Here is a 24,520-nt window from a genome sequence, read left to right as displayed (position 1 = left end):
CTAGGTTAAGCCGTCTTCGCGGGATTCGGCCGTCCCAGGGGTGAGGCCGAAGGTCAGGGCGCGGGTGAATGCGGCGCGAGGGTTCGCGAAGACCTCGCGGGTGGGGCCGGCCTCGACGATCCGGCCGTCCTCGAGCACGATGACCCGGTCGGCGAGGGCGAGGGCGTCGAGCGGATCATGGGTGACCAGGATCACGGAACGGTCGGACAGCATCCGGTGCAGCAGCTGGCGTTGGGCCGGCACGGCTGCGACGTCGAGGGAGGTCATCGGCTCGTCGAGCAGCAGGAGGCGCGGCCGGGCGGCGAGGGCGCGCGCGACGGCGACCCGCTGCGCCTGGCCGCCCGAGAGGGCGCCGGGCTTGCGGTCGGCGAGGTCGGCGACGTCCGCGGCGACGAGCCATTCCTCGGCGAGCTCACGCGCCCTGGCGCGGGGGGCACCTGCGCTCCGCGGGCCGAAGGCGACGTTGTCGCGCACGGACAGGTGCGGGAACAGGAGCGGCTCCTGGGCGAGGAGCACGGTGCCGCGGGAGTGCGGCGGAGTCCAGGTGCCGGCGCGGGAGACGGTGCCGGTGCGTCCGCCGGGTGCAGCGGATGCCGAGGGCAGGTCGAAGAGGACGTGGCCGGCGAGGCTCGCCCGGCCGGAATCGGGTCGCAGCAGACCCGCGCTGATCTGAACGACGGTCGACTTCCCTGCCCCGTTGGAGCCGAGGAGCGCGACGGTCTCCCCCGGCTGCACGCTGAACGCGACATCGAGGTTTCGGCGTGCGAGGACCGCCTCGAACTCGAAGGTCACGAGAGCCCTCGCGGCCGGTGGGTCGCCACCATGACGACGACGGCGACCACGACGAGGACGAGCGCGAGCGCGACGGCGGCATCCGGATCCGTCTCGCGCTGCAGGTAGATCTCGAGCGGCAGCGTGCGGGTGACGCCCTCGAGGCTGCCCGCGAAGGTCAGGGTCGCACCGAACTCGCCGAGCGCCCGTGCGAAGGCGAGCACGGCCCCCGAGACGAGCCCGGGCACGACGAGCGGCAGGGTCACCCGCCAGAACACGGTGTTCGGGGCGGCGCCGAGGGTAGCGGCGACGGCCTCGTATCGCGCGCCAGAGGCCCGCAGCGTCGCCTCGACGCTGAGCACGAGGAACGGGAGCGCGACGAACGCCTGCGCGAGAACGACGGCCGTCGTCGAGAACGCGATCTGGATTCCGAGCACCTCGAAGGTCTGGCCGAGCAGCCCGCGGCGGCCGAATGTCGAGAGCAAGGCGATGCCGCCGACGACGGGAGGCAGCACGAGCGGCAGCAGCACGAACGCCCGCACGAAGCGCTGGCCGCGGAACCGACTCCGGGCGAGCACGACCGCCATCGGCACCCCGAGCAGCAGGCAGAGCGCCGTGCTCGCCGTGGCCGTGCGGAGGCTGAGCAGCAGTGCCGCGATCGCGGACGGCGAGGTGACGAGCGCGCCGAAGTTCGCCCAGTCGACCCTGGCGGTCATCCCGACGATCGGCAGCACGATGAAGAGCGCGCCGACGGCAGCGACAGCAACGATCCAGCGCGGCACACCGAGCACCTCGGCATTCTCCCGCGCCGTGCCGCGCAGAAAGACCGCCGCCCCGCCGCTGGCCCGTGTCATGTGACGCTCACGGGGTGCCGAAGCCGGCGGCCGCGAGCACCTTCTGCCCGGTCGGTCCGGTCACGAAGTCCGCGAACAGGGTCCCGAGGTCGCGGTGCGGGCTCGTGGCGACGACGCCGATCGGATACGAGTTCACGGCCGAGCCGGATTCGGGAAACGGGATGCCGAGGACGCTCGTACCCGCTCCGGCGATGTCCGTGACGTAGACGAGGCCGGCATCCGCTTCACCGGAGGACACCTTGCCGAGCACGTCGGTGACGGCGTTCTCTTCGCTGACGGGCATCAGGGTCACGCCGGTCGCCTTCTCGATCGTGGTGGTCGCGGTACCGCAGGGCACCTGGGCGGCGCAGATGACGACCTTGGTGGCGGGGTTCGCGAGGTCGGCGAAGCTCGTGACGCCGGCCGGGTTGCCCGGCGGTACGGCGATCTCGAGGGTGTTGGTCGCGAACACCGTCGGGGCGTCTGCGACGAGGCCGGCATCGGTGAGCTTGGCCATGTTCTTCGTGTCGGCAGAGGCGAAGACGTCGGCGGGGGCGCCCTCGGTGATCTGGGTGACGAGGTCGGCAGAACCGGCGAAGTTCAGCGCAACGGTCACGCCGGGGTTCGCGGCCTCGAACTCGGTCGCGAGCTCGGTGAAGGTCTTCTTCAGGGAGGCCGCAGCGAAGACGGTCAGGGTCTCCGGCGCACGGCTCGCGGCACCCGTCGACGCAGCGGATGCCGCGGCGGACGCGGACAAGCCGGCCCCGGCCGGGCCGGCACACGCCGTCGTCAGCGCGGCGGCGGCCAGGACGGCAAGCGAGGCAAGAACGTGACGTCGAGCGGGGTGACGGCGAGTGCTCACGAATGCTCCTGGGGGATTTCGACGATCACGGTGGTGGCCTTCACGACGGCGACCGCGACGGACCCGGGCACGAGGCCGAGTTCCCGCACGGCCTCTGTGCTCATCAGGGAGACGACGCGGTGCGGCCCGCACTGCAGCTCGACCTGGGACATCACCGGGTCGCTCACGACGCGCGTGACGAGTCCGACGAACCGGTTGCGGGCCGAGCTCGCCGTGCCGGACGGGTCGGTCGGCACGGCGGCGTGTTCGGTGGCGAGGCGGGCGAGGTCGACGCCGTCGACGACCATGCGGCCGGCGGCATCCGTCGTGGCGGGCAGCACCTCGTTGTCGATCCAGCGACGCACGGTGTCGTCGCTCACGCCGAGGAACCCGGCGGCCTCGCGAATCCGTATTTGCGACATAAGCAGCACTATATTCCCTCATCTACGGATTCGCTGCCCGTTCTGCTTCGATCGGCTGTCCGTGCGGCACACTGGGGACATGACGACGAACACCCCGACGGATGCGACGCCGCGCGTCGCGCAGATCATCGTCGCGTCGACCCGCGCTGCGGCCGGCATCTATCCCGACCGCACCGGGCCGGTCATCGACGCCTGGCTCGTCGACAGGGGCTGGACCGTGGACGCCCTCCACGTCGTGCCGGACGGCGACCGCGTCGGCCAGGCCCTCGCCGCCGCGATCGCCGCGCACTGCGATCTCGTGATCACGACCGGCGGCACGGGCGTGAGCCCGCACGACGAGACGCCCGAGCAGACGCTGCCGCACCTCGACCGGCTCATCCCGGGACTCGCGGAGGAGCTCCGCCGCCGGGGCGCGGCATCCACCCCGCTCGCCCTGCTCTCCCGCGGATACGTCGGCGTCGCCCGCGGCCGGACCGTGGTCGTGAACCTGCCCGGCTCGACCGGCGGCGTGCGCGACGGTCTCGCCGTGCTCGACGACGTGCTTCCCCACCTCATCGACCAGCTCCACGGCCGCGACCACTGACGAGCGCTGCACGACCCCGGCGGCGCAGCCCCGGATGGGGAGGGTACCGTGGACGAAACCGACCCGGAAATGCGGTTGACTGGATACTCGGCCCGGGACGACTGGAGCAGCAATGGACCTCACTACCGTTGTGACGATCACGCCCGCCCGCGAGCGCGCCGACCTGGGATTGCTCGGCGAAACGGTCGCTCCCCTCGCGGGCGGTTCCGAGCTGTTCGCCGATCCCAGGGTTCACCTCACCGGCCTCGTCGACCTGCAGTCGTTCGGCTGGCCCGCGCTGACCGTGACCCCTGAGGGCCTCGAGATCGCCGCGACGTGCACCCTTGCCCAGCTCGCCGCGCTCCCGACCCGGCCGGGCTGGACCGCGCATCCGCTGCTCTTCGAATGCTGCACCGCTCTCTACGGTTCATTCAAGGTCTGGAACGTCGCAACCGTCGGCGGCAACCTCGCTACCGCCCTCCCCGCCGGCCCGATGACGAGCCTCGCCGCGGCCCTCGACGCCGAGGTGCTCGTCTGGCGCCGCGACGGGAGCGACGAGCACCTTCCCGCCGCCGGCTTCGTCACCGGCGACATGACCACCGTGTTGCGCACCGGGGACGTGCTGCGCTCCATCCACATCCCGGACGCGTCGCTGCGCGCCCGCACCGCGTTCCGCAAGATCGCGCTCTCCCCCATCGGCCGCTCGGGAGCCGTCGTCATCGGCCGCCTCGACCGGGACGGCCGTTTCACCCTCACCGTCACGGCCGCGACCCTCCGGCCGGTGCAGCTGCGCTACGCAACCCTGCCGACCGCGTCCGCGCTCCGTGCCGGCGTCGACGGCATCGACGCCTGGTTCACGGATGCCCACGGCGCGGCCGACTGGCGCGCCGCGGTCAGCGCCGTGCTCGCCGAGGAGATCCGCCAGCAGCTCGAGTGCCCGGAAACCGTTCCAGCTGCGATATCGGCAGAGACTCCCTCGACCGGAAGCGAGGCCCGCCCGTGAGGTTCGAGATCAACGGCCAGTGGGTCGACGCCACGGCAGCGCCCGGGCAGTGCCTGCGCACCTTCCTGCGCGAACTCGAGCACTTCGAGGTGAAGAAGGGCTGCGACACCGGCGACTGCGGCGCCTGTTCGGTGCTCGTCGACGGCACCCCGGTGCACTCCTGCATCTACCCGGCTTTCCGCGCCGAGGGCACCGCGATCACGACCGCCGCCGGCCTCGGCACGCCGGGTGACCTCGCGCCCGTGCAGCAGCGCTTCGTCGACCACGCCGGCTTCCAGTGCGGCTTCTGCACCCCGGGCATGGTCGTGACCGCGTCCACGCTCACCGAGCACGACCTCGAGGACCTGCCGCGCCTGCTCAAGGGCAACATCTGCCGGTGCACGGGCTACCGGGCGATCGATGACGCCGTCCACGGGCGGCACACCCCGGCCGACGGTTCGGCCCCGTGCACCCTTCCGCCCGACGGCCTCGGTCCCGTAGTCCGCACCGGCACCCGCGCGACGCCCACGCCGGCCCGCGGCTACGTCGGCGCCTCCACGCACGCCCCGGCGAGCGAGCGGGTCGTGAGCGGACTCGAACCGTACACGCTCGACGTCGCGGTGCCCGGCCTGCTGCACGTGAGCGTGCTGCAGAGTCCGCACGCGCATGCCAGCATCCGTTCGATCGACACCGGGCGAGCCGCCGACCTGCCCGGAGTGCGTGCCGTGCTCACCCACTCCGACTCCCCCGCGACCCTGTTCTCGACGGCCCGGCACGAGGACCGCAACGACGACCCCGACGACACCCTCGTCTTCGACCGGGTGCTCCGGTTCCGCGGCCAGCGGGTCGCGGCCGTCGTCGCGGACACCGTCGCGATCGCCGAGGCCGCCTGTCGCCTGATCGACGTCGAGTACGACCTGCTCCCCGCCGTCTTCGACCCGGCCCTCGCCGCCGAGCCCGGCGCTCCCCTCGTGCACGGCGAGAAGGATGCCGCGGCGAGCCGCGTCGCCGACCCCTCCCGCAACCTCGTGGCCGAGCTGCACGGCGAGTACGGCGACCTCGAGGCCGGCCTCGGCGAGGCGACCCACCTGGTCACGGGCACCTGGCAGACCCAGCGGGTCGCCCACACCCACCTCGAGACCCACGGCACGATCGGCTGGCTCGAACACGCCGGCACCCCCGAGCAGCGGCTCGTGCTGCGGACGAGCTCCCAGGTGCCGTTCCTTGTCCAGCGGGAGATCTGCCGCGTCTTCGACCTCGACCCTGCTGCGGTCCGGGTCTTCACCGCCCGCGTCGGCGGCGGGTTCGGCGGCAAACAGGAGATCCTCACCGAGGACCTCGTCACCCTCGCGGTTCTCGCGACCGGGCGCCCGGTGCAGTACGAGTTCAGCCGCGCCGACGAGTTCCGGGTCGCACCCACCCGGCATCCGATGCGGGTCGGCGTCACCCTCGGCGCGACCGACGACGGCCGCCTCACCGCGCTCGCCCTCGACCTGCTGAGCGACACCGGCGCCTATGGCAACCACGGGCCCGGCGTCATGTACCACGGCAGCTCCGAGTCGGTGAGCCTGTACTCCGTGCCCAACAAGCGGGTGGATGCCCGCAGCGTCTACACGAACAACCTCCCGTCCGGCGCCTTCCGCGGTTACGGTCTCGGCCAGGTCATCTTCGGTGTCGAATCGGCGCTCGACGACCTCGCCCGCGACCTCGGCATGAGCCCCTTCGACCTGCGCCGGCTCAACTCGGTGCGTCCGGGCGACCCGCTCGTCGTCACCCACGTCGAGGGCGAGGACCTGATCTTCGGCAGCTACGGGCTCGACCAGTGCCTCGACCTCGCCGAGGCCGCCCTCGCCCGCGGCAATGGCACTCCCGTGCCCGACGGACCCGAGTGGCGGGTCGGCGAGGGCATGGCGACCGCGATGATCGCGACGATCCCGCCGCGCGGACACTTCGCCCAGGCATCCGTCACTCTGGGTAGCGACGGCCGCTACGCCGTGCGCGTCGGGACCGCCGAGTTCGGCAACGGCACCACGACCGTGCACACCCAGCTCGCCGCGACCGCGCTCGGCACGAGCCCCGACCGGATCGACATCCTGCAGTCCGACACCGACACGATCGGCTACGACACCGGCGCGTTCGGCTCGGCCGGCATCGTCGTCGCCGGTAAGGCCGTGCTGGGTGCGGCGACCGCACTCGCGGCCGTGCTCCGGCAGGCGGCGACGGATGCCCACCCCGGCGCCCCCGCCGACGCCTGGCTCCTCGAGCCCGACGGCCTCCGCTGCGGCAGCACCGTCGTTTCCCTCACCGACCTCGCCGCGCGCGCGGCGGCCGGCACCGTTCTCCGCGGCACGAGCTCCGAGGAGGGCGCCGTGCGTTCGGTCGCCTTCAACGTGCAGGCCTTCCGGGTCGCCGTGAGCACCCTCACCGGCGAGGTGCGGATCCTGCAGTCGATCCAGTCCGCGGATGCCGGCGTCGTGATGAACCCGGCGCAGTGCCGTGGCCAGATCGAGGGCGGTGTGGCCCAGGCGATCGGCACGGCGCTCTACGAAGAAGTCCAGCTCGACGGCGCGGGCACCGTGACGACGAGCGTGATGCGCAACTACCACGTGCCCCTGCTCGCGGACCTGCCCGTCACCGAGGTGTACTTCGCGGAGACGAGTGACGACCTCGGCCCCTATGGCGCCAAGTCGATGAGCGAGTCGCCGTACAACCCGGTCGCTCCTGCGCTCGCGAACGCGGTCCGTGACGCGATCGGCATCCGCCCGTACGAGCTGCCGATGTCCCGAGACCGCATCTGGCGTCTGATGCACCCCTGAGAGTCACCTTTCCGGTCGAGAGCGCCCGGTGCACGGGTACCCCTCGACCGGAAAGGTACCCCTCGCTACGCGCGGGCGGGGGCAGGCGATGCGAGCAGCAGGTGGTACGCGTCCGGGCCGTGTCCGACACGGAGATGCCGGGTCTGCACGAGGCCCGCGGCCTCGAGGGCGGAGGTGATCTCCTCGGTGGGACGCACCCGGAAGCCGTGCTCGACCACGGGCATCCGCTGCATCGCGGCCGGGTCGAAAACGCCCACCACGAGACGGCCGCCGGGCCGGAGCACGCGCGCGAACTCGGCCGCCGCCCGGCCGAGGTCAGGCAGGAAGTAGAACGTGTTGAGGGTGATCACCCCGTCGAGGCTCGCATCCGCGAGCGGGAGGTACTCCATCGACGCCTCGAACAGCGACAGCCGACCGGCGGTGAGGTCGTCGCGGAACCTCCGATGCGCGGCATCGACCATCGTTTCCGACTGGTCGACTCCGGCGACGTGCCCGTCCGGTCCGACCGTGTCGAGCAGCAGCTCGATCCCGACACCGCCGCCGAAACCGACATCGGCGAGCCGGGCATCCGGCGTGGCCTCGAGTGCGTCCACGGCGGCGCGGATGATTCCCCGGTTGCGTCGGTTGAGCATCCGCCCCACCAGCCGCCCTCGCCACCCGCTCGGATGCCCGAGCTGGGCGGCCAGTGCTTTGAGCAACGGGGTCGGAGTCTTGAGACTGCCCATCGGCTTACGGTTCTGTGACGTCTCCATGCCAGGAACAGTAGTCCCGCGCCGATGCGCCCACTACGGCTGTCGCAACCGCCGAGCGCGAGGCTAGGCCCCGGTGCTGCTCTCCATGCCCATCCGGCGCAGCACGAGGTTCTCCACGAGCTGCGCGACGCCGTACAGCACGATCGACACAAGCGTGATCGCCACGACGGATGCCCACACCTCGTAGTTCTTCACCTGGGCGACGGCGATCACGATGCCGTAGCCGAGGCCCTGTCCGGTCGAGAGCCATTCGGCGAGGAGCGCGCCGGTGATCGCGCCGGGGATCGAGATCTTGACGGCCGCGAAGAACGACGGCAGCGAGCTCGGCAGCGCGACCTTGCGGAGCGCCGTGAAGGCGTTGCCGCCGTAGACCGCGATGACGTCGTTGATCTGCGGCGACGACGACCGCAGCCCGAACGCGATGTTCACGAGCGCGGGGAACAGCACCACGATTGCGCCCATCACGACGACGAGGCTCGGTCCGCGCCCGGTGATCAGGCTGATCACCGGCACGAGGGCGACGAGAGGCACCGAGCGCAACAGCAGCGCGATCGGCATCAGCGCGCTCTCGATACCGCGGGAGAGCGTGAACGCGATCGCAAGCACGAGGGCGACGACGAGGCCGGCGACGAAGCCGAGGAAGGCATCCCCGAGGGTGACGGTGAGGTTGGTCAGGATCGTCGTGCGGTTGACGGCGGCGTTCGGAACGGTGAACAGCCAGTTCCAGACGTCAAGGGGTCCCTTGGCGATGAACGGGGACACCCCGAGAAGCAGGATCAGGCCCTGCCAGGCGACGAGGACGATGACGAGGGTGATCAGGCCGGTGAGCGCGGCGCGCCCGATGACGGCGCCGAGGCCGCGGGCGACCTTCGCTGCGCTCGGCGGGCGGGCCGCCGACATGGTCTCGAGGGCCATCAGGAGCTCCGTCCAGTCAGCCAGGGTGTCGCGAGCTTGCTGATCAGTCCGAAGAGGCTGTAGCCGAGGCCGGCGAGGAGACCGGCGACGAGCGCGAGCCCCCAGACCCTGTCGACGTTCGCCGCGGACCCGGCCGCGAGCATCGCGATGCCGAGGCCACGGTCGACGCCGCCGAGGTATTCGCCGAGGATCGCGCCGAGCAGCGCGGCGGGGGCCGCGATCTGCAGGGCGGAGAGCACGCTCGGCAGCCCGGCCATCAGCCGCACCTTGCGGAGCTGCATGAACCGTCCGCCGCCGTAGACGGTGACGAGGTCGAGACTCGCGGGGGTCGCGGCCTTGAGACCGACGAGGGAACCGACGACGGTCGTGAAGAACACGGACATGGCCGCGAGGAAGATCGCGGTGCCGGAAAGCTCACCGCCGCGCGGGGCGCCGATCACGATGTAGGCGATCGGGCCGATCGCGACGATCGGGATGCAGTACGTGATGACCGCGATCTGCAGCGCGACCTTCTCGATCCGGGGAACGACGAGCACGAGGCCGGCGAGGACGAGCGCGGCCGCATTGCCCCAGAGGAAGCCGACGATCGCCTCACCCACGGTGATCGACACGTGGGACAGGTAGAACGCCCACCCGTCCGAGACGAGCTGGGCGACGACGGCGCCCGGTGTCGGGATCGCCCCGCCGGGTACGGTGCCGATGCCGCGGAAAATCGTGGCGGCGCCGAGCCACCACAGGACGATGACGACGACGACGCCGATCAGCCCGGTCGCCCAGGCCGGGAGCGTGCGGAACGAGGCGAGACCGCGCATCAGTCCGTCTCCGCCACGGAGAGGGCGTCGGGGCTGAAGAGCAGTTCGGAGGCGCGGTCGTGCAGGGCGTGGAATTCGTGGGAGCGCATCATGTCCGGATGCCGCGGACGGGGCAGGTCGATGTCGATGACCTCCTTGATGCGGCCGGGTCGGGGGCTCATCACCGCGACCTGGTCCGAGAGGAAGATGGCCTCCGAGATGCCGTGCGTGACCATCATCGTGGTCGCGGGCTTCTCGGTCCAGATCCTGAGGAGTTCGATGTTGAGGCGTTGGCGGGTCATGTCGTCGAGGGCGCCGAAGGGTTCGTCGAGCAGCAGAACGGAGGGCTTCAGCACGAGCGACCGGGCGATGGACACCCGCTGCCGCATTCCGCCGGAGAGCTGCGCGGGTTTGGCGTGTTCGAAGGCCTTGAGGCCGACCAGGTTGATCAGTTCGGAGACGTAGTCCTCGTCGACGGGCATCCGTGCGACCTCGAAGGGAAGCTTGATGTTGCCGCGCACGCTGCGCCAGGGCAGCAGCGCGGCGTCCTGGAAGGCGATGCCGAGTTCGTGGCCGCTGCGCAGCTCGGCGGGCGTCTTGCCGTCGACCTTAGCGGTGCCGCTCGTGGGCTCCTCGAGGCCGGCGAGGATGCGCAGGATCGTGGACTTCCCGCAGCCGGACGGGCCGAGCAGCGACAGGAAACTGCCCTTGTCGGTGTGCAGGGTCGCGTCCTCGAGCGCGGAGACTTCCTTCCGGCCCACGGTGAAGACCTTGTGGAGCCCGGAAATGTGGAGGCCGGTGCCCAGAGCGTTGCTCTGGACACCGGCATCGGTCGTACTCACAGGGTGCGTTCCTTTACTGGGCGTCGTCGGCCGCTTTCGGGGCGGCCTCGTTTCGGTGTGCCTGCGTACTGCTGGTGGTGCTGTCGTGCTTGAAGAGGAACCGCCTACTTGGCGTAGTTGACCAGGTCGGGGTTCTCCGCGTAGACCTCGGACAGCAGGCTCATGTCGAAGAGCTTGTCGGCCGTGATGGTGACACCGGCGGCAGCGAGCGTCTTGATGCTCTCCTGCTGCAGCTTATCGCTGATGGTGAAGAGGCCGTTCTTGACGGTGTCGTCGCTGACGATGAGGTCGGTCGACTGGATCGTGGCCTGCTTCGTCTCCTTCTCGATCGTGAGGCCGAGGTCTGCCCCATACTTGTCGATCGTGAGCTTGGCGGAGGCGGCCGGGTCCTTGATGGCGGCGGCCCAGCCCTTGATCTCGGCGATCAGGAGGCCCTTGAGTTTCGCGCGGTCACCCGAGATCTCCTTGTCGGAGGCCGTGAAGGTCTCCGCTACGAACGGGAGCCCGTTGTCGGCGAGCGGCAGGTTGACCGGGCCGAGGCCCTTGAGGTCTGCGTCGATGCCCTCGTTGGTGAGGTAGGAGAACCAGCCGTCGACCTCGCCGTTGAAGAGCGGGGTCGGGTCGTACTCGACGGGGACGGTGGTCAGCGAGGTCGGGTCGATGTTGTTGACCTTGAGGAACGCGTCCCAGAGGCTCTGGTTGCTCGCCTGCACGCCGATCTTCTTGCCCTTGAGGTCGGCGAGGGTCTTGATGTTGCCCACCTTGGCGAGCGAGAGGATCGAGAACGGGTTCTTCTGGTACGTGGCGCCGATGATCTTGATCGGGGCGCCTTCGTTCGCGATGACGGTTCCGGTGGAGATCGCGTTGCCGATGCCGAGGTCGACCGTGCCGGAGATGACGCCGGCTTCAGCGGATGCCGGGCCGGCGATGAGGTCGACGGAATCGAAGCCGGCCTTGGTGAAGTCGCCGTTGGAGTCGGCGAGGAACTCACCCATGAACTCGGTGTTCTTGATCCAGGACAGCTGGATGCTCGCGGTGCCGAAGGACGCGGGCGCACCGGAAGCCGAGGCTGCCGGCGTGGAACTCGTCGCGCAGGAGGTGAGCGCGATGGTCACGGCTGCCGCAGCGGCGATTCCCTGCAGGATGCGACGGGCGGGACGCCCTGCCGGTGAACGGTGTGCTGTTAAACCTTGGGTCCGGGTCATGAAGCTGTTCCTCTCGATGATGCTCGTGGGGTGCCGTTGGGGGGGTGCCGTCAGGGAAGACGGCTGCTGTGTAATGCTGTGCGGCACACGTGCGGGTTCCCTGAATTTAGGCCCCGCAGATGACGCTGCGACCTCGACAGTGTTTCCGTCGTGTTGCAGCATGCTGGGTACCCGTCGCGGGAGGAAAAGTGCATCTGCCGCGTGATACGGTCACGGCGTCCGCCCGAAAAGGAGCCCCGATGCCGTCCGTTACTGAGCCTACTGCCGCGTTTGTGTCCGGATTGCCCAAAGCAGAGCTGCATGTGCACCTCGAAGGCACCCTCGAACCCGACCTCAGACTCGCCCTCGCCACGCGCAACGGTGTCGATATCGGCCAGTCGACGGTCGAGGAGGTGCGCGCGAGCTATGCCTTCGACTCCCTCGCAAGCTTCCTCGCGGTGTACTACCCCGCGATGAACGTGCTGATCACCGAGCAGGACTTCTACGACCTCGCCACCGCGTACTTCCGTCGCGCCTCCGCAGACGGGGTCCGCCACGTCGAGGCCTTCTTCGACCCGCAGGCGCACACGACGCGCGGCGTGCCCTTCGAGACCGTGATCACCGGACTGCACCGTGCTGCAGCGGATGCGGCCGGTTACGGTCTCTCCGCCGAGCTGATCCTCTGTTTCCTGCGTGACGCATCCGCCGAGAGCGCCCACGAGACCCTGCTGGCCGCCCTGCCCTACCGCGACCTGATCGTCGGCGTCGGGCTCGACTCCGACGAGCGCGGCAATCCCCCGGCGAAGTTCGCCGAGGTCTTCCGGCTCGCCCGTGAGGCCGGCCTCAGGCTCACGATGCACTGCGACATCGACCAGGTCGGCAGCATCGAGAACATCCGCCAGGTGCTCGGCGAGGTCAGGGTCGACCGGATCGACCACGGCACGAACATCCTCGAGGACCCGGCGCTCGTCGCCCTCGTCCGGGAACGCCGGATCGGCCTGACCTGCTGCCCGGTCTCGAACAGTTTCGTGACCTCGGACATGAAGGCGAGGGAGATCGTCGAGCTGCTCGGCCTCGGCGTGCTCGTCACCCTCAACTCCGACGACCCCGCGTACTTCGGGGCTTATGTCGCCGACACCTATACGGCATTCGCCCGGCAGGCCGGCATCGGCAGGGACGAGCTCGTCCAGCTGGCCCGGAACTCCTTCGAGGCGAGCTGGTTGTCCGACGCCGACCGACAGGGGTACCTCTCCGAGATCGACGCCTTCCTCGCGGCGAACCCGGCCTAGCCGGGACCGGAGGCCGGTCCGGCCCGCGAAACCGGTCCCGCAGAACCCTGCCAGGGAGGCGCGGCGGGGCCCGTATTACGGACAACCGTCCGGCGTGTGACGATCGCGTTTCAAGAGTCCCGATTGGCACCCCGCGGTCCTCACCAGGGTGTTTGCTAGACCATCTGGCCAGCGTCACGGCCTGAGATTCCAGCAGGCAGGAGGACAGATGCGCGAACGAGTCGACCGGGTGATCCGGGCGGACGCCGTGCTCACGCCTGCCGGCTTCGTGCGCGGGGCGGTGACGATCACGGGCGGGATCGTCACCGCGATCCTGCCGATCGACGAACCTGTCGAGACCCGGCCGATCGCTGACTCCGGCCTGTCCGACGGGGCGGCCACGGACATCCGCCTGCCGAGCGGGCGCGTGCTTCTGCCCGGTCTCGTCGACACCCACGTGCACGTCAACGAGCCAGGTCGCACGGACTGGGAGGGCTTCGCGAGCGCCACCCGCGCCGCCGCGGCCGGCGGGGTCACGACGGTGATCGACATGCCGCTCAACAGCATCCCGCCGACGACGACGGTCAGCGGCCTCGACCTCAAGCGTGCGGCCGCCGGCCCGCAGGCGAGCGTCAACGTCGGCTTCTGGGGCGGGGCGGTCCCCGGCAACCTCGGCACCCTGCGCGAGCTGCACTCAGCCGGTGTATTCGGGTTCAAGGCCTTCCTCTCCCCCTCCGGCGTCGAGGAGTTCCCCGCGCTCTCCTCCGCGGAACTCCTCGCGGCCGCCGCCGAGATCTCCGCATTCGGCGGCCTGCTGCTCGTGCACGCCGAAGACCCCGCCGAACTCGACGCGGCCCCGCCGGCCACCGGGCGCTCCTACGCCGGCTTCCTCGCGAGCCGCCCGCCGCAGGCCGAAGCGAGCGCGATCGACCGCGTGATCGACGCGGTCCGCCGCACGGGCGTGAGCGCGCACATCCTGCACCTTTCGGCGGGCGCCGCGCTGCCGCGGCTGCGGGCGGCACGGGCAGAGGGACTGCCGATCACGGTCGAGACCTGCCCGCACTACCTGTCCTTCGCCGCGGAACAGATCCCGGACGGAGCGACGGCCTTCAAGTGCTGCCCGCCGATCCGGGACGCCGCCAACCGCGAGCTGCTCTGGGCCGGCCTGCTCGACGGCACGATCGACCTCGTCGCCTCCGACCACTCGCCAGCGACCCGGGAGCTCAAGCTCGGCCACGGTGGCGACTTCGGCCTCGCCTGGGGCGGGATCTCCGGCCTCGAGCTGAGCCTGCCCGCGGTCTGGACGGCCGCCGGCGCGGCCGGGATCGGCCTCGACCGGGTGATCGGCTGGATGTCGACCGCGACGGCGCGCTTCGCGGGGCTCACCGGCAAGGGGATCATCCGGCCGGGGGCGGATGCCGACCTCGTCTCCTTCGCGCCGGAGGAGTCGTTCACGGTCGACGTCGGCGCCCTGCAGCACAAGAACCCGGTGAGCGCGTTCGACGGCGCGACGCTCAGGGGACGGGTGCACGGCACCTGGCTCGCCGGCGCGCTCGTGCACGACACCGGGGCGGGTAACGGGATCACGTCGCCCGCGGCATCCGCCCGCCCGGAACACCCTCCCCGGGGCGCCCTGCTCCGCCGCCCGGCGCCCACGCGCCCGGCCCCCACGCGCCCGGCCCCCACGCGCCCGGCCCCCACGCTCTGAATCCCCACCCTTCCCCACCCACCAGAAGGAGCACCACCCGATGTCGATCATCCTCGGACCCAACCGGTACGGAAAAGCGGAAAACCGGGTTGTGCGCATCTACCGCGACTCCCCCCGGCACGAGATCCACGACATCAGCGTCTCGACCGCGCTCCGCGGCGACTTCGCCAGTGCGCACCTCGCGGGCGACCAGCTGAACGTGCTGCCGACCGACACCCAGAAGCAGACCGCATACTCCTTCGCGAAAGAGAAGGGGCTGCTCTCGATCGAGAACTACGGCCTCGACCTCGCCGCCCACTTCGTCGACACGGTCGAGCCCGTGCACACCGCCAGGGTCGAGATCGAGGAGTTCGCCTGGCAACGGGTTCTCATCGACGGCAGTGAGCACGACCACACCTGGGTGCGGCGCGGCCAGGAGGTGCGCACGGCGGCGATCACGGTCGAGGGCAGGGGCGCTGACCGGCGCACCTGGGTGGTCGGCGGGCTCAAGGACCTCGTGATCCTCAAGTCGACGGGCTCCGAGTTCGCCGGCTTCATGCAGGATCCGTACACGCTCCTGCAGCCGACCTCCGACCGGGTGATGGCGACCTCGCTCACGGCCGGCTGGCGTTTTTCGACGACGGATGTCGACTGGGAGGCCACCTACGACGGCATCAAGCAGGTGCTCGTCACCCAGTTCGCGACCGTGCACTCCCTGGCCCTGCAGCAGACCCTCTACGAGATGGGCCGGGCCGTGCTCGAGGCCTTTCCCGTGGTCGCCGAGGTGCGCCTGTCCGCCCCGAACAAGCACCACTTCCTCTACGACCTCTCCCCCTTCGGCGTGGCCAACGACAACGAGGTGTACCACGCGGCCGACCGCCCGTACGGGCTGATCCAGGCGACCGTGCTGCACGACGACGCCGCGGACGCAGGATCCGCCTGGGACTCGTACACGGGGCTCGTCTAGGTGGTCATTTTCGTTGCGGGTCCGCCCGTACGATGGCTGTGATGAGCACCCCCGCGCCGGCGTCTGCGGCCTCCCCCGATCCGTCGGCCGTTCCCGCGCCGACCGCCCACGTCTATCGCGGTCACGTCTTCCACATCGCGGGATCCCCGGTGGTCGCCGACGCCCGGGAGCACCTCGTCTCCCTGCCCGACGGCGCCCTCGTCACCGGTGCGGACGGCAGAATCGCCTGGGTCGGGCCATTCGCCGCTCTTCCGGCCGCGTTCCGCGACCACCCGGTGACGGACAACCGCGGCGGGTTCATCCTGCCCGGCTTCGTCGACACCCACCTGCACTACCCGCAGACCTACTCGACCGACGCCTACGGCGGCGGCCAGCTGCTCGAGTGGCTCGACAACTGCGTGTTCCCCGCCGAGACCCGGCTGCGCGACCCCGAGTTCGCGGCGCGCATCGCCCGCGACTTCACCCGGCGACGGGTCGCGGCCGGCACCACGAGCGCCCTCGTCTTCGGGTCGGCGTTCCCGCACGCCCAGGATGCACTTTTCGCCGAGAGCCAGGCCGCCGGGCTCCGCCTGGTCAGCGGCCGCGGGGTGCAGACCGTCGGGTCGGGCCCTGCCGGCGCGCTCCTGACCGGCGAGGCCGAGGCCCTCGACCTGATCGGGGCCGAGATCGATCGCTGGCACGCCGTCGACACCGGCGACCCCGCGACGGCGCTGCTGCAGGTCGCGGTCGTGCCCCGGTTCAGCCTCTCGGTGACCCCGAAGACCCTCGCCGGCCTCGGCGAACTCTACGACGACGCGCGCGAGCGCGGCGTGTACTTCCACTCGCACCTCAACGAGAACAACCGGCCCGGCACCGGCGAGATCGACGCCGTGAAGGCGGTGTACGGGGTCGACACCTACCTCGACACCTACGACGGGCTGTTCCTGCCGGGGTCGAAGCGGGGCGGGTCGAGCCTGCTCGGTCGGCGCAGCATCCTCGCCCATGCCGTGCACTGCGAGGATGCCGAGCTCGCCAGGCTCGCCGAGACCGGCACCTCGGTGGCGCACTGCCCGACCTCGCAGCAGTTCCTCGGTTCCGGGACGATGCCGTGGCTGCGTACGACCTCGTTCGGCGTGAACGTCGCGATCGGCTCGGACATCGGCGCCGGCGACGAGTGGCTGGTCTCGCGGGTGCTCAACGACTGCTTCAAGGTACACCTGTCGGAGCCGGGCGACGCCGGTCTCTCGCTCGACCCCGCCGCGCTGCTCTTCACCGGCACCCTTGCCGGCGCCCGCGCCCTCGACATGGAGGCCAGGTTCGGCAACTTCGACGTGGGCAAGGACGCCGACTTCCTGCTCATCGAACCGGACCGCTGGGAGCCGCTTGCGACCGTCCTGAACCGTGGCATCCGGGCAGACGACGAGCGGATGGCCACGGACCAGACCCTCTTCGCCCTGCTGCTCGCGCTCCGCCAGCCCGCGATCACGGGAGTGTTCGTGCGTGGACGCCGCGTGCTCGCCCCCGAGTAGCGCGGCCCCGCCCCGCGGCACCGAGCTCCCGGCGCCGATCAGGGCTCGGGGTGCTCCTTCTCGAGGGCATTCGCGAGCGCGATCGAGAACGCGGCAATGAGCGGGCCGAACTTCGGCACGCATCACCGCACGTGCGAACGAGTGAGGACACCGACCCCGCCAGTCTCTCATCCGGCGGTCGTCCCGGATGACTGTGGCCGGTCAGGGGCGGGCAGACGCCTCGGTCAGCCGCTCGGGTCAGCTGCCGCGGTACGTCGAGTACGCGAAGGGGCTGAGCAACAGCGGCACGTGATAGTGCTCGGCCGGGTCGGTCAGGTCGATGGTCACCGAGACTTCCGGGTACAGGGTCGGCTGGCCGGTTCCGGCGAAGTAGCGCCCGGTGTCGAAGGTGAGGCGGTACCGACCGGCGGGGAGATCGACGGGACCGAGCATGGAGACCCGGCCGTCGGCATCCGTGCCGGCGTTCGCGAGCACGTGCCAGCCGGTCTCGAGCTTCCGCTCGAGCTCGACGGGAACCCCGGCTGCGGGCCGGCCGGACACGGCGTCGAGGACGTGGGTCGTGATGCGGCTTCGGGGAGTCGCGGTCGCGGCGGCGGCCGCGGCGGCGGAAGGGGTCGCCGGAGCGGTCGTGGTGCCGGCGGCCGCCGTCGCGGCGACGACGTCGGCGACCACGCTCGCGACGAGATCCTCGGAGTCCGGCGAGTCGGCGGCGCCATTCCGGGCGGCCCGCTCGGCGGCGAGGCGTTCTGCGACGGTTCCGGCGAGCGTGGCCAGCCGGAGCAGGGCGATGTCGCGCAGTTCGGTGCCGACGATCTTCAACTCGGCGGCGTCGTCGAGCGCGAGGCGCCGGTGCAGTTCGGCGAGGATCTCGGTGCGCGACCGGCCGGCTGCGCGGATCAGGAAGACCCGGGCGAACCGCTCCTCGTACGCCCGGTTGCCCTCGGCGATGGCCGCGGCGAGGGTGGAGTCTGCGGCGTCGGCGGATGACTGCTCGCTGCGGGAGAACCGCGCGGCCTGCGAGTCTCCCCGCGGGGTCTCGCCGATCCGCGGGTGCGCGGACAGCGCTTCGTCGATCTCGCTGCGGCTGAGCGGTGTCGCGGCCGTGCGGGCGGCGGCGAGCAGGGCGGCTGCCGAATCGAACGGTGACTGCGACGCGACCTCGTCGACCCAGCGGGGTACGGCCAGACAGGTCAGGAGCGCCTCGCGAAGCTCAGGTGTCGACATCCTCTTCATGGCAGTTCTCCTCGTCCTGGTCCAGCCTAGAGTGCCCGTGGCGAGAGCGCATACGATGGCGGGCATGGTGAATGCAGACGCAGCGCGCGACCGGGCGGATGCCGGGAAAGCCCCGGTCGCGGGGCTTGTGCTGGCAGCGGGGGCCGGTTCCCGGTTCGGGCAACCGAAGGCGCTCGTGCGCGGGGCCGACGGTGTGCCGTGGCTCGTACGGACCGTCCGCGTGCTCCGCGCGGCGGGTTGCTCGCCCGTCATCGTCGTGCTCGGAGCCGAGGGTGCCGCGGCCGCCGCTCTGCTTACCGAGGCGGGTCTGATCGACGCGGCGGCCCCTGCGGTTGCCTGCCCCGACCGTGCGACGGTCGTCGTTCATGCCGCCGACTGGGCAGAAGGGCTGTCGGCGTCGCTGCACGCGGGGATCGACACGGTCCTCGGTCTCGCCGGAGCCGTGGGCGCCGTTGCGGTCGTTCCCGTGGACGTCCCCGACCTCGACGCCGCAACGGTCGCGCGGGTGCTCGACGCTGACGCGGGCGTGACCCCGGATAGCCTGAGGCAGGCCGTTTTCGGCGGCCGGCCGGGGCATCCGGTGCTGATCGGGCGCGCGCACTGGGAACCGCTGCGGGCGCAGCTCACCGGCGACACCGGGGCGCGGCCCTATCTGCTCGCCCACGGCGTGCTCCCTGTCGAATGCGGCGACCTCACGACGGGCGCCGACGTCGACACGCTCCCCGGCGTGCCAGAGGCATGACGGCGGCGAGGTGACTACCGGGCCGGGTAGTCTGCGGCGAGGGCTCGGACGGCGGCCTCGAGGGCGTCAACGGCGAGGGCGACGTCGGCCGAGGTGACCGACTCGTCCGGGTGGTGACTGATGCCGCCGGCACAGCGCACGAAGAGCATGCCGACGTCGGTGATCGCGGCGATCGCCATCGCGTCGTGACCGGCGATCGAGGGCAGCTCGCGCGGGGCCGGCTCGGCCGGGGCCTCCGCGCCACCCTCGGTCGAGCGGATGCCCGCCGCAATCGCCGCACGCAACCGCGGCGAGCAGGCCACGGCGGCCGCCTCGTGAACCTGGTTGCTGTCGAGATGCAGGGCGCGTGTGGCGCAGATGTCGGTGAGGGCGGCCTCGATCAGGGTCCAGCCCCTGTCGCGGTCGGCGTCGTCCGGCGCACGCAGGTCGAGGCTGAACTCGACCTTCCCTGGGATGACGTTGACGGCGTCCGGAAGCACCCTCAGGTGGCCGACGGTCGCGGTGAGACCCTCGGCGCGGGCGATGCGTTCGATCGTGGTGATGCACTCCGCGGCCCCGGCGAGGGCGTCGCGGCGGCGGGGCCACGGGGTCCCGGAGTGCCCGGCAGACCCGGTGACCGTCAACAGGAAGCGACGGGCCCCTGCGATCCCGGTCACGACGCCGAGGGCGCGGTTCTCCTCCTCGAGCACGGGCCCCTGCTCGATGTGGGCCTCGAGGTAGCCGACGAGTTCCTGTGGGGCGCGGGCGGCGTCGCCGACCTTGGCGGGGTCGAGCCCGAAGGCGGCGAATGCCTCGCGGAGGCTCGTGCCGCTCGCGTCGCGCAGGTCCCACCAGGACTCGAGCCAGGTGCCGGCGACGGCCCGGCTGCCGAGCAGGGTCGTGCCGAAGCGGGTGCCCTCCTCGTCGCCGAATGCGGCGATCTCGAGGGCGAACGGCAGCGGGCGGCCGGAGGCGGCGATCCGCCCGGCGACCGTGATGGCCACGAGCACGCCGAGGATGCCGTCGTAGCGGCCCGCCGCGCGCACGGTGTCGAGGTGGGAGCCGAGCATCAGGGCCGGAAGCCCGCGGGTGCGGCCGGAGAGCCGTGCGCACTGGTTGCCCGCGGCATCCTGCCAGGTCGTGAGTCCGGCAGCGGCCATCCAGCCGGCGACGCGGTAGTTGACGGCGGCGTGCTCCGCGGAGAGGTAGGTCCGCTCGATCCCGTCGGTGAGGGACGAGTGCCGGGCGAGTTCCTCGCACCGGGCGAGGATCACGGCCGCGTCGGCATCCGACACCGTCGGCACCGCCGCCGTCATGAGAGCACCGCAGCTGCGTCGGCGGCGGCCCCGGAGGCGTCGGCACCGGCACGGTCCGCGTCGGCGTACAGGTCCCAGGCCGCGCCGACTCCCCCGCCGCCCGTGACGGATGCCCCCGCGCGCCGGAGCACCTGTTCGAGCGCCGCAAGGGTGGTCAGCACGGTGTCCTTGCGGGCGTTGTAGCCCATCACGCCGATCCGCCAGACCTTGCCGTGCAGCGGACCGAAGGAGGTACCGATCTCGATGCCGAAGTCCTCGAGCAGGGAGCCGCGCACCGCGTCACCGTTGACGCCGTCCGGAATCTCGACCGCGACGACGTTGTTCATCCGGTGGGCCGGGTCGCCGAAGACGGAAAGCCCCAGCCCGTGCACTCCCGCGAGCATCGCCGAGCCGTGCAGCCGGTGCCGGGCGACGGCGTCCGCCAGCCCCTCCTCGACCAGGAGGCGCGCGCACTCCCGGGCGCCGTAGAGGGCGGTCGTCGCCTCGGTGTGGTGGTTGAGCCGACGGGGACCCCAGTAGTCGAAGAGCATCGCGAGATCGAAGTAGTTCGAGCGGATCCGGTTGGACAGCACCGCGTCCCCGGGTTCGCGGATCCCGGCCTCGATGCTCCGGCGGGATTCGATCACGTCGACGGCGCGGGCCGAGAACGTTGCCGGCGCAGAACCGGATGGCCCGGCGAGGCACTTCTGCAGGCCGGCGGTCACGGCGTCGAGGCCCCAGGCATCCGCTTCGAAGGTGTTGCCGCCGAGCGAGGCCGTCGCGTCGGTGTAGAAGAGCACGCCGTGCCTGGCGCAGATGTCGCCGAGCTCGTCGAGCGGCTGGGCGAGGGTCGTCGAGGTGTCGCCGTGCACGATCGCGAGCAGCGCCGGCCGGGTCTCGATGATCGCCTGTTCGATCGCGGCGGGCGTGAACACGGTGCCCCACGGCACCTCGCGCACGTGCACCTCGGCGCCGACGCGTTCGGCGATCTCGCGGAGGAGGTGCCCGAAGCGCCCGAAGATGGGCACGAGCACGCGGTCGCCCGGCTGGATCAGCGAGACGAGGGCGGCCTCGATCCCGGCGCGCGCGGTGCCGTCGATCACGAGGGTCTGTTCATTACCGGTGCGGAATACGTCGCGGTACAGGCCCATCGTTTCGGTCATGTAGCCCGTCATCGCCGGGTCGTACTGGCCGACGAGCTGCGCGGACATGGCGCGCAGCACCCGGGGATCCGCGTTGATCGGCCCCGGCCCCATCAGCAGGCGCTGCGGCGGGTTGATCGGAAGGCTCGGAACGGGGGTCGACTGCAGCGGATACGTCACATCATCAGCTTAGGCACGGAGCGTTTCCACGGTGTTACCCACGATCCCCGCCGTGCCGGTCCCGACATCCGCCGCGACTTCGGCGGCCAGCCCCTGGGAAAGGCCTGCGGCATGGTCGAGCAGCGCGAGGTCGCTGTGCCGCGGCCCGACGAGGCTGAGCCCGAGCGGCGCCCCTGCGACGGAGAGGCCGGGAAGGGACACGGCGGGGTATCCGCCGATCGCGGCGAGGCAGGTCAGTGAGAGTGTCGCGGTGCGGATCGCTTCGATCCTGGCCCCTGACGCGGTGCGGGCCGGCGCGGTCGACGAGGCGGAGGGCAGCAGCAGGATCCGGCCGTCGAGGGCCGCGTCGAGCCGTTCCCTGGCCTCGGCGAGGTCGATCCGGTGCCCGGCGGCTTCGTCCTCGTCGATGAGGGAGGCGAACGCGAAACGGGAGCGCACGTCGGGGCCGAGCGTCCCGGGGTGGGCGTCGACCCAGTCGCCGTGGGCCCGCCAGGCCTCGGCCGCCTGCACGGTGCGGAAGGTCTCGAACAGGTCGGCGAGCGGGTCGAGGGAGATGATCTCGACCGCGGACATGTGTCCGCTCCTCTCGAGGCGGTCGACCGCGTCGACGAACGCGGCCTGGACGCCCTCGTCCGCGGCGAAGACGGTCTGGGCGCACACGGCGAACCGGGCGAGCACCGGCAGCTGCCGGTCGGTGTCGAGCGAGGCCGCTGCGGCGGTCCTGAGCACCTCCTGGCCCCTCGCGAGCCAGCCGACCGTGTCGAATGAGGGCGCGAGCGGCAGGACCCCGTCGCGGCTGACGGCGCCATGGCTCGTGCGCAGCCCCCAGAGCCCCTGGTACGAGGCCGGCACCCTGATCGACCCTGCGGTGTCGGTGGCGAGGGCGAGGTCGGCCTGGCCGAGAGCGACGGCGGCGGCCGGCCCGCTTGACGAACCGCCCGGAAGCCCACCCGGAACGCGCGGATTCGGGGGCGTGCCCGAATGCACGTTGGCCCCGGCGATGCTGTACGCGAACTCGTCGGTCTGCGCGATGCCGATCACGCTGGCCCCTGCCCGGAGGAGTGCGGTCAGCGAGGGCGCGCTCGCGGTCGCGGGTGTCGCGCTCTCGAGGTAGGACGGGTTCCCCGCCCCGACCGCGAACCCGGCCACGTCGAAGAGGTCCTTGACCGCGACCCGAACGCCCGCGAGGGTCCCGCCGGCCTCGCCGGCGACGAGCGGCGTGCCGGCCACCCGCCAGATGCTGCGGTCGATCGCGGGAGCGGACGCTGCGACCTGCGCGGTCTCGATCCGCCAGCCCGCGGCTGTCCGGCTCCACAGCTGGGTCACGAGCCCGGCCCCGCCGGCGAACGGCTCGTTCTCCGAGACGATCAGGGCGTGGTCTGTCCCGATGGCGCGCACGTGCAACGAGCGGATGCTGCGCCGCACGACACCGGGACGGCCGGCGCGGAACCCGGCGATCGCATCACTCCCGACGAGCAGGCCGGCCGCGTCGCCGCGGAGCGTGTGCGGTCCGGGCACGAAGAACCCGGCGAGGGCCCCGAGGTCATTGGCGGCGAGCGCGGCCTCGTAGTCCTCGAATGCGCTGAGCAGGCCGGCCGGCAGCTCGCCCGTGACCGAGGTCGGCACGAGGTGGGGTGCGAGGGTGCGCTCAGGCACCGAAGTCCGCCGTCCGGATACGGGCGTGCACGCCCGTGACACGGTCGACGACCTGGGAGATGTTGAAGTCGGTCGCCGCGCTCAGGTAGGCGTACGCGAGGGTCGGGTCCATGCCGTACCGCGCCCCGAGCAGGGCGATCGCGGCGCGCACACAGGCCCGCATCGCTTCGTCGAGGTCGGGGTCGAGGCCGGTCGGCACGAGGAACTCGCCCGTCTCGGCGAGCGGTCCGGTCAGTTCGCCGAAGAGCGCAGCCGCCTCGACCGCCGGAATGACGTCGAAGCGGATGCGCACCCGCAGGCTGGCCTCGAGTGCGGTCAGCGCCACCTCGCCATCGCCCTGGGCGAAGTGCGGGTCGCCGACGTAGGCGAGCGCGCCAGGCACCTGCACGGGCAGGTAGAGCGCGCTGCCGACGGTGAGCAGGCTGATGTCGAGGTTGCCGCCGTGCGCGCCCGGAGGGACGGAGTGCGGCCGGGCGTCTCCCGCGACGCCGACGCCCATGATGCCGAGGAACGGGTCGAGCGGGAAGCGCACGACCCGGTCACCACCGGGAACGAGCGGGAGGGTGCCGAAGAGCGCCCCGGCTTCCGTCCCGAAGTCGGGATCGGTGTCGACCTCGGTGAACACGGAGACCGTCCCCGGTCCGACGGGGTACTCGCCGGGGAGCGCCCCGCGACCGTGGCGACTCGAGATGACGCCGTACGGCACCCGGGGAGTCGCCTCGAGCAGGGTCATCCGGAGCAGGTCGCCCGGCAGCGCCCCGCGCACCTCGATCGGCCCGGTCACGACGTGCGGGCCGTCCGCCTCAGCATCCCGCGGGTAGTTGCTTGCGGCGAGCGCGACGGCATCCGCCAGCACATCGCCCGCTGCGACGCCGTGGCCGCCGAAGAAGGCGAGCGGGTCCCGACCCTGGTCCTCGAGCAGTCCCTCGTGGCTGAGAGTGTCGATCGTGACTGTGTCACCGGATCCGATCGAGAACACCGCGGCATCCGCTGCGCAGGGCAGGCGTCCCCACAGCACGGTCTGCGGGGTGGCCGGAAGGTAGTGCCCGGGCGCGATGCTCCCCATGCCGGGCTGCAATACGACGTGCGACATGGGAGCGCCTTCCAGGAACACGGAAACAAGAACGTGGTTCTTCACACTATTGGTGCCTC

At 71.4% G+C, this 24,520-nt stretch carries 22 protein-coding genes and 1 pseudogene; 8 read left to right on the top strand and 15 right to left on the bottom strand.

What is annotated here, in order from left to right; translation table 11 throughout:
• From RHM57_RS05930 to RHM57_RS05915, 4 genes are read right to left on the bottom strand one after another with little or no spacing between them, the layout of a single operon-like run.
• Positions 1-792 (bottom strand): ATP-binding cassette domain-containing protein, encoded by a 792-nt coding sequence (locus RHM57_RS05930; protein WP_134448932.1) that lies wholly within the window; start codon positions 790-792, stop codon positions 1-3.
• The gene (locus tag RHM57_RS05925) at positions 789-1,625 is read right to left on the bottom strand and encodes an ABC transporter permease (RefSeq protein WP_322189641.1); all 837 of its coding nucleotides are present in this window, start codon (positions 1,623-1,625) and stop codon (positions 789-791) included. Before RHM57_RS05925 ends, RHM57_RS05930 begins: the two co-directional genes overlap by 4 nt.
• A 7-nt stretch (positions 1,626-1,632) precedes the next feature.
• Positions 1,633-2,466 (bottom strand): molybdate ABC transporter substrate-binding protein, encoded by an 834-nt coding sequence (gene modA / locus RHM57_RS05920; protein ID WP_322189640.1) that lies wholly within the window; start codon positions 2,464-2,466, stop codon positions 1,633-1,635.
• Positions 2,463-2,867, bottom strand: a complete 405-nt coding sequence (locus RHM57_RS05915) for a TOBE domain-containing protein (RefSeq protein WP_134448930.1) — start codon at positions 2,865-2,867, stop codon at positions 2,463-2,465. The genes modA and RHM57_RS05915 overlap by 4 nt, the downstream gene beginning before the upstream one ends.
• A 79-nt stretch (positions 2,868-2,946) precedes the next feature.
• Here RHM57_RS05915 and RHM57_RS05910 point away from each other — a divergent pair, with 79 nt between their 5' ends.
• The 3 genes from RHM57_RS05910 to RHM57_RS05900 all read left to right on the top strand — a co-directional run bounded on the left by RHM57_RS05910 (position 2,947) and on the right by RHM57_RS05900 (position 7,227).
• Complete coding sequence (locus RHM57_RS05910; protein ID WP_134561260.1) at positions 2,947-3,450, top strand: MogA/MoaB family molybdenum cofactor biosynthesis protein; 504 nt, start codon at positions 2,947-2,949, stop codon at positions 3,448-3,450.
• Between the two features lie 112 nt (positions 3,451-3,562).
• Positions 3,563-4,432, top strand: coding sequence for an FAD binding domain-containing protein (locus RHM57_RS05905; RefSeq protein ID WP_322189639.1), 870 nt, complete (start codon positions 3,563-3,565; stop codon positions 4,430-4,432).
• Positions 4,429-7,227, top strand: coding sequence for a molybdopterin-dependent oxidoreductase (locus tag RHM57_RS05900; protein ID WP_322189638.1), 2,799 nt, complete (start codon positions 4,429-4,431; stop codon positions 7,225-7,227). Before RHM57_RS05905 ends, RHM57_RS05900 begins: the two co-directional genes overlap by 4 nt.
• A gap of 65 nt (positions 7,228-7,292) precedes the next feature.
• On the opposite strand, the gene RHM57_RS05895 is transcribed toward RHM57_RS05900, so the two are convergent.
• The 5 genes from RHM57_RS05895 to RHM57_RS05875 form a co-directional block, all read right to left on the bottom strand.
• On the bottom strand, positions 7,293-7,979 hold the full coding sequence (locus RHM57_RS05895) for a class I SAM-dependent methyltransferase (protein WP_322189637.1): 687 nt from the start codon (positions 7,977-7,979) through the stop codon (positions 7,293-7,295).
• Between the two features lie 63 nt (positions 7,980-8,042).
• Complete coding sequence (locus RHM57_RS05890; protein WP_322189636.1) at positions 8,043-8,894, bottom strand: ABC transporter permease; 852 nt, start codon at positions 8,892-8,894, stop codon at positions 8,043-8,045.
• Positions 8,894-9,706 (bottom strand): ABC transporter permease, encoded by an 813-nt coding sequence (locus RHM57_RS05885; RefSeq protein WP_134448927.1) that lies wholly within the window; start codon positions 9,704-9,706, stop codon positions 8,894-8,896. Before RHM57_RS05885 ends, RHM57_RS05890 begins: the two co-directional genes overlap by 1 nt.
• A complete protein-coding gene (locus RHM57_RS05880) occupies positions 9,706-10,527 on the bottom strand; it encodes an ABC transporter ATP-binding protein (protein WP_134448926.1) in 822 nt (273 codons plus the stop codon). Before RHM57_RS05880 ends, RHM57_RS05885 begins: the two co-directional genes overlap by 1 nt.
• Before the next feature lie 104 nt (positions 10,528-10,631).
• Positions 10,632-11,732, bottom strand: a complete 1,101-nt coding sequence (locus tag RHM57_RS05875) for an ABC transporter substrate-binding protein (protein ID WP_134448925.1) — start codon at positions 11,730-11,732, stop codon at positions 10,632-10,634.
• 239 nt (positions 11,733-11,971) lie between these two features.
• Between RHM57_RS05875 and add the strand changes: the two genes are divergently transcribed.
• From add to RHM57_RS05855, 4 genes are all read left to right on the top strand, one after another.
• Positions 11,972-13,000, top strand: coding sequence for an adenosine deaminase (add, locus tag RHM57_RS05870; RefSeq protein ID WP_322189635.1), 1,029 nt, complete (start codon positions 11,972-11,974; stop codon positions 12,998-13,000).
• A 208-nt stretch (positions 13,001-13,208) separates the two neighbouring features.
• A complete protein-coding gene (gene allB / locus RHM57_RS05865) occupies positions 13,209-14,687 on the top strand; it encodes an allantoinase AllB (protein ID WP_134448923.1) in 1,479 nt (492 codons plus the stop codon).
• Between the two features lie 40 nt (positions 14,688-14,727).
• Complete coding sequence (gene pucL / locus RHM57_RS05860; RefSeq protein WP_134448922.1) at positions 14,728-15,633, top strand: factor-independent urate hydroxylase; 906 nt, start codon at positions 14,728-14,730, stop codon at positions 15,631-15,633.
• Positions 15,634-15,674: 41 nt separating this feature from the next.
• Complete coding sequence (locus RHM57_RS05855; RefSeq protein ID WP_134448921.1) at positions 15,675-17,141, top strand: amidohydrolase family protein; 1,467 nt, start codon at positions 15,675-15,677, stop codon at positions 17,139-17,141.
• 237 nt (positions 17,142-17,378) lie between these two features.
• Here RHM57_RS05855 and uraH read toward each other — a convergent pair whose 3' ends face one another.
• Complete coding sequence (uraH, locus tag RHM57_RS05850) at positions 17,379-17,705, bottom strand: hydroxyisourate hydrolase (RefSeq protein ID WP_134448999.1); 327 nt, start codon at positions 17,703-17,705, stop codon at positions 17,379-17,381.
• Between the two features lie 201 nt (positions 17,706-17,906).
• Positions 17,907-18,365: pseudogene (gene uraD, locus RHM57_RS05845) on the bottom strand (2-oxo-4-hydroxy-4-carboxy-5-ureidoimidazoline decarboxylase); the annotation flags it as partial.
• 73 nt (positions 18,366-18,438) lie between these two features.
• Here uraD and RHM57_RS05840 point away from each other — a divergent pair.
• Complete coding sequence (locus tag RHM57_RS05840) at positions 18,439-19,116, top strand: nucleotidyltransferase family protein (RefSeq protein ID WP_241987340.1); 678 nt, start codon at positions 18,439-18,441, stop codon at positions 19,114-19,116.
• Between the two features lie 14 nt (positions 19,117-19,130).
• On the opposite strand, the gene RHM57_RS05835 is transcribed toward RHM57_RS05840, so the two are convergent.
• From RHM57_RS05835 to RHM57_RS05820, 4 genes are all read right to left on the bottom strand, one after another.
• The gene (locus RHM57_RS05835) at positions 19,131-20,411 is read right to left on the bottom strand and encodes an allantoate amidohydrolase (protein ID WP_322189634.1); all 1,281 of its coding nucleotides are present in this window, start codon (positions 20,409-20,411) and stop codon (positions 19,131-19,133) included.
• Positions 20,408-21,646: a pyridoxal-phosphate-dependent aminotransferase family protein gene (locus RHM57_RS05830; protein ID WP_134448997.1), complete on the bottom strand. Its 1,239-nt coding sequence runs from the start codon at positions 21,644-21,646 to the stop codon at positions 20,408-20,410. The genes RHM57_RS05835 and RHM57_RS05830 overlap by 4 nt, the downstream gene beginning before the upstream one ends.
• 75 nt (positions 21,647-21,721) lie before the next feature.
• Entirely contained in the window at positions 21,722-23,368 is a 1,647-nt protein-coding gene (locus RHM57_RS05825) for an AtzH-like domain-containing protein (protein ID WP_241985082.1), read from the bottom strand.
• Positions 23,361-24,461, bottom strand: coding sequence for an acetamidase/formamidase family protein (locus RHM57_RS05820; protein WP_322189633.1), 1,101 nt, complete (start codon positions 24,459-24,461; stop codon positions 23,361-23,363). The genes RHM57_RS05825 and RHM57_RS05820 overlap by 8 nt, the downstream gene beginning before the upstream one ends.
• Positions 24,462-24,520: the final 59 nt, after the last annotated feature.

It is taken from the genome of Cryobacterium sp. 10S3, assembly GCF_034344045.1.
Classification (GTDB): Bacteria; Actinomycetota; Actinomycetes; order Actinomycetales; family Microbacteriaceae; genus Cryobacterium; species Cryobacterium glucosi.
Note: the sequence above shows the minus strand (reverse complement) of the source record. Positions and strands in the feature narration are given on the sequence as shown.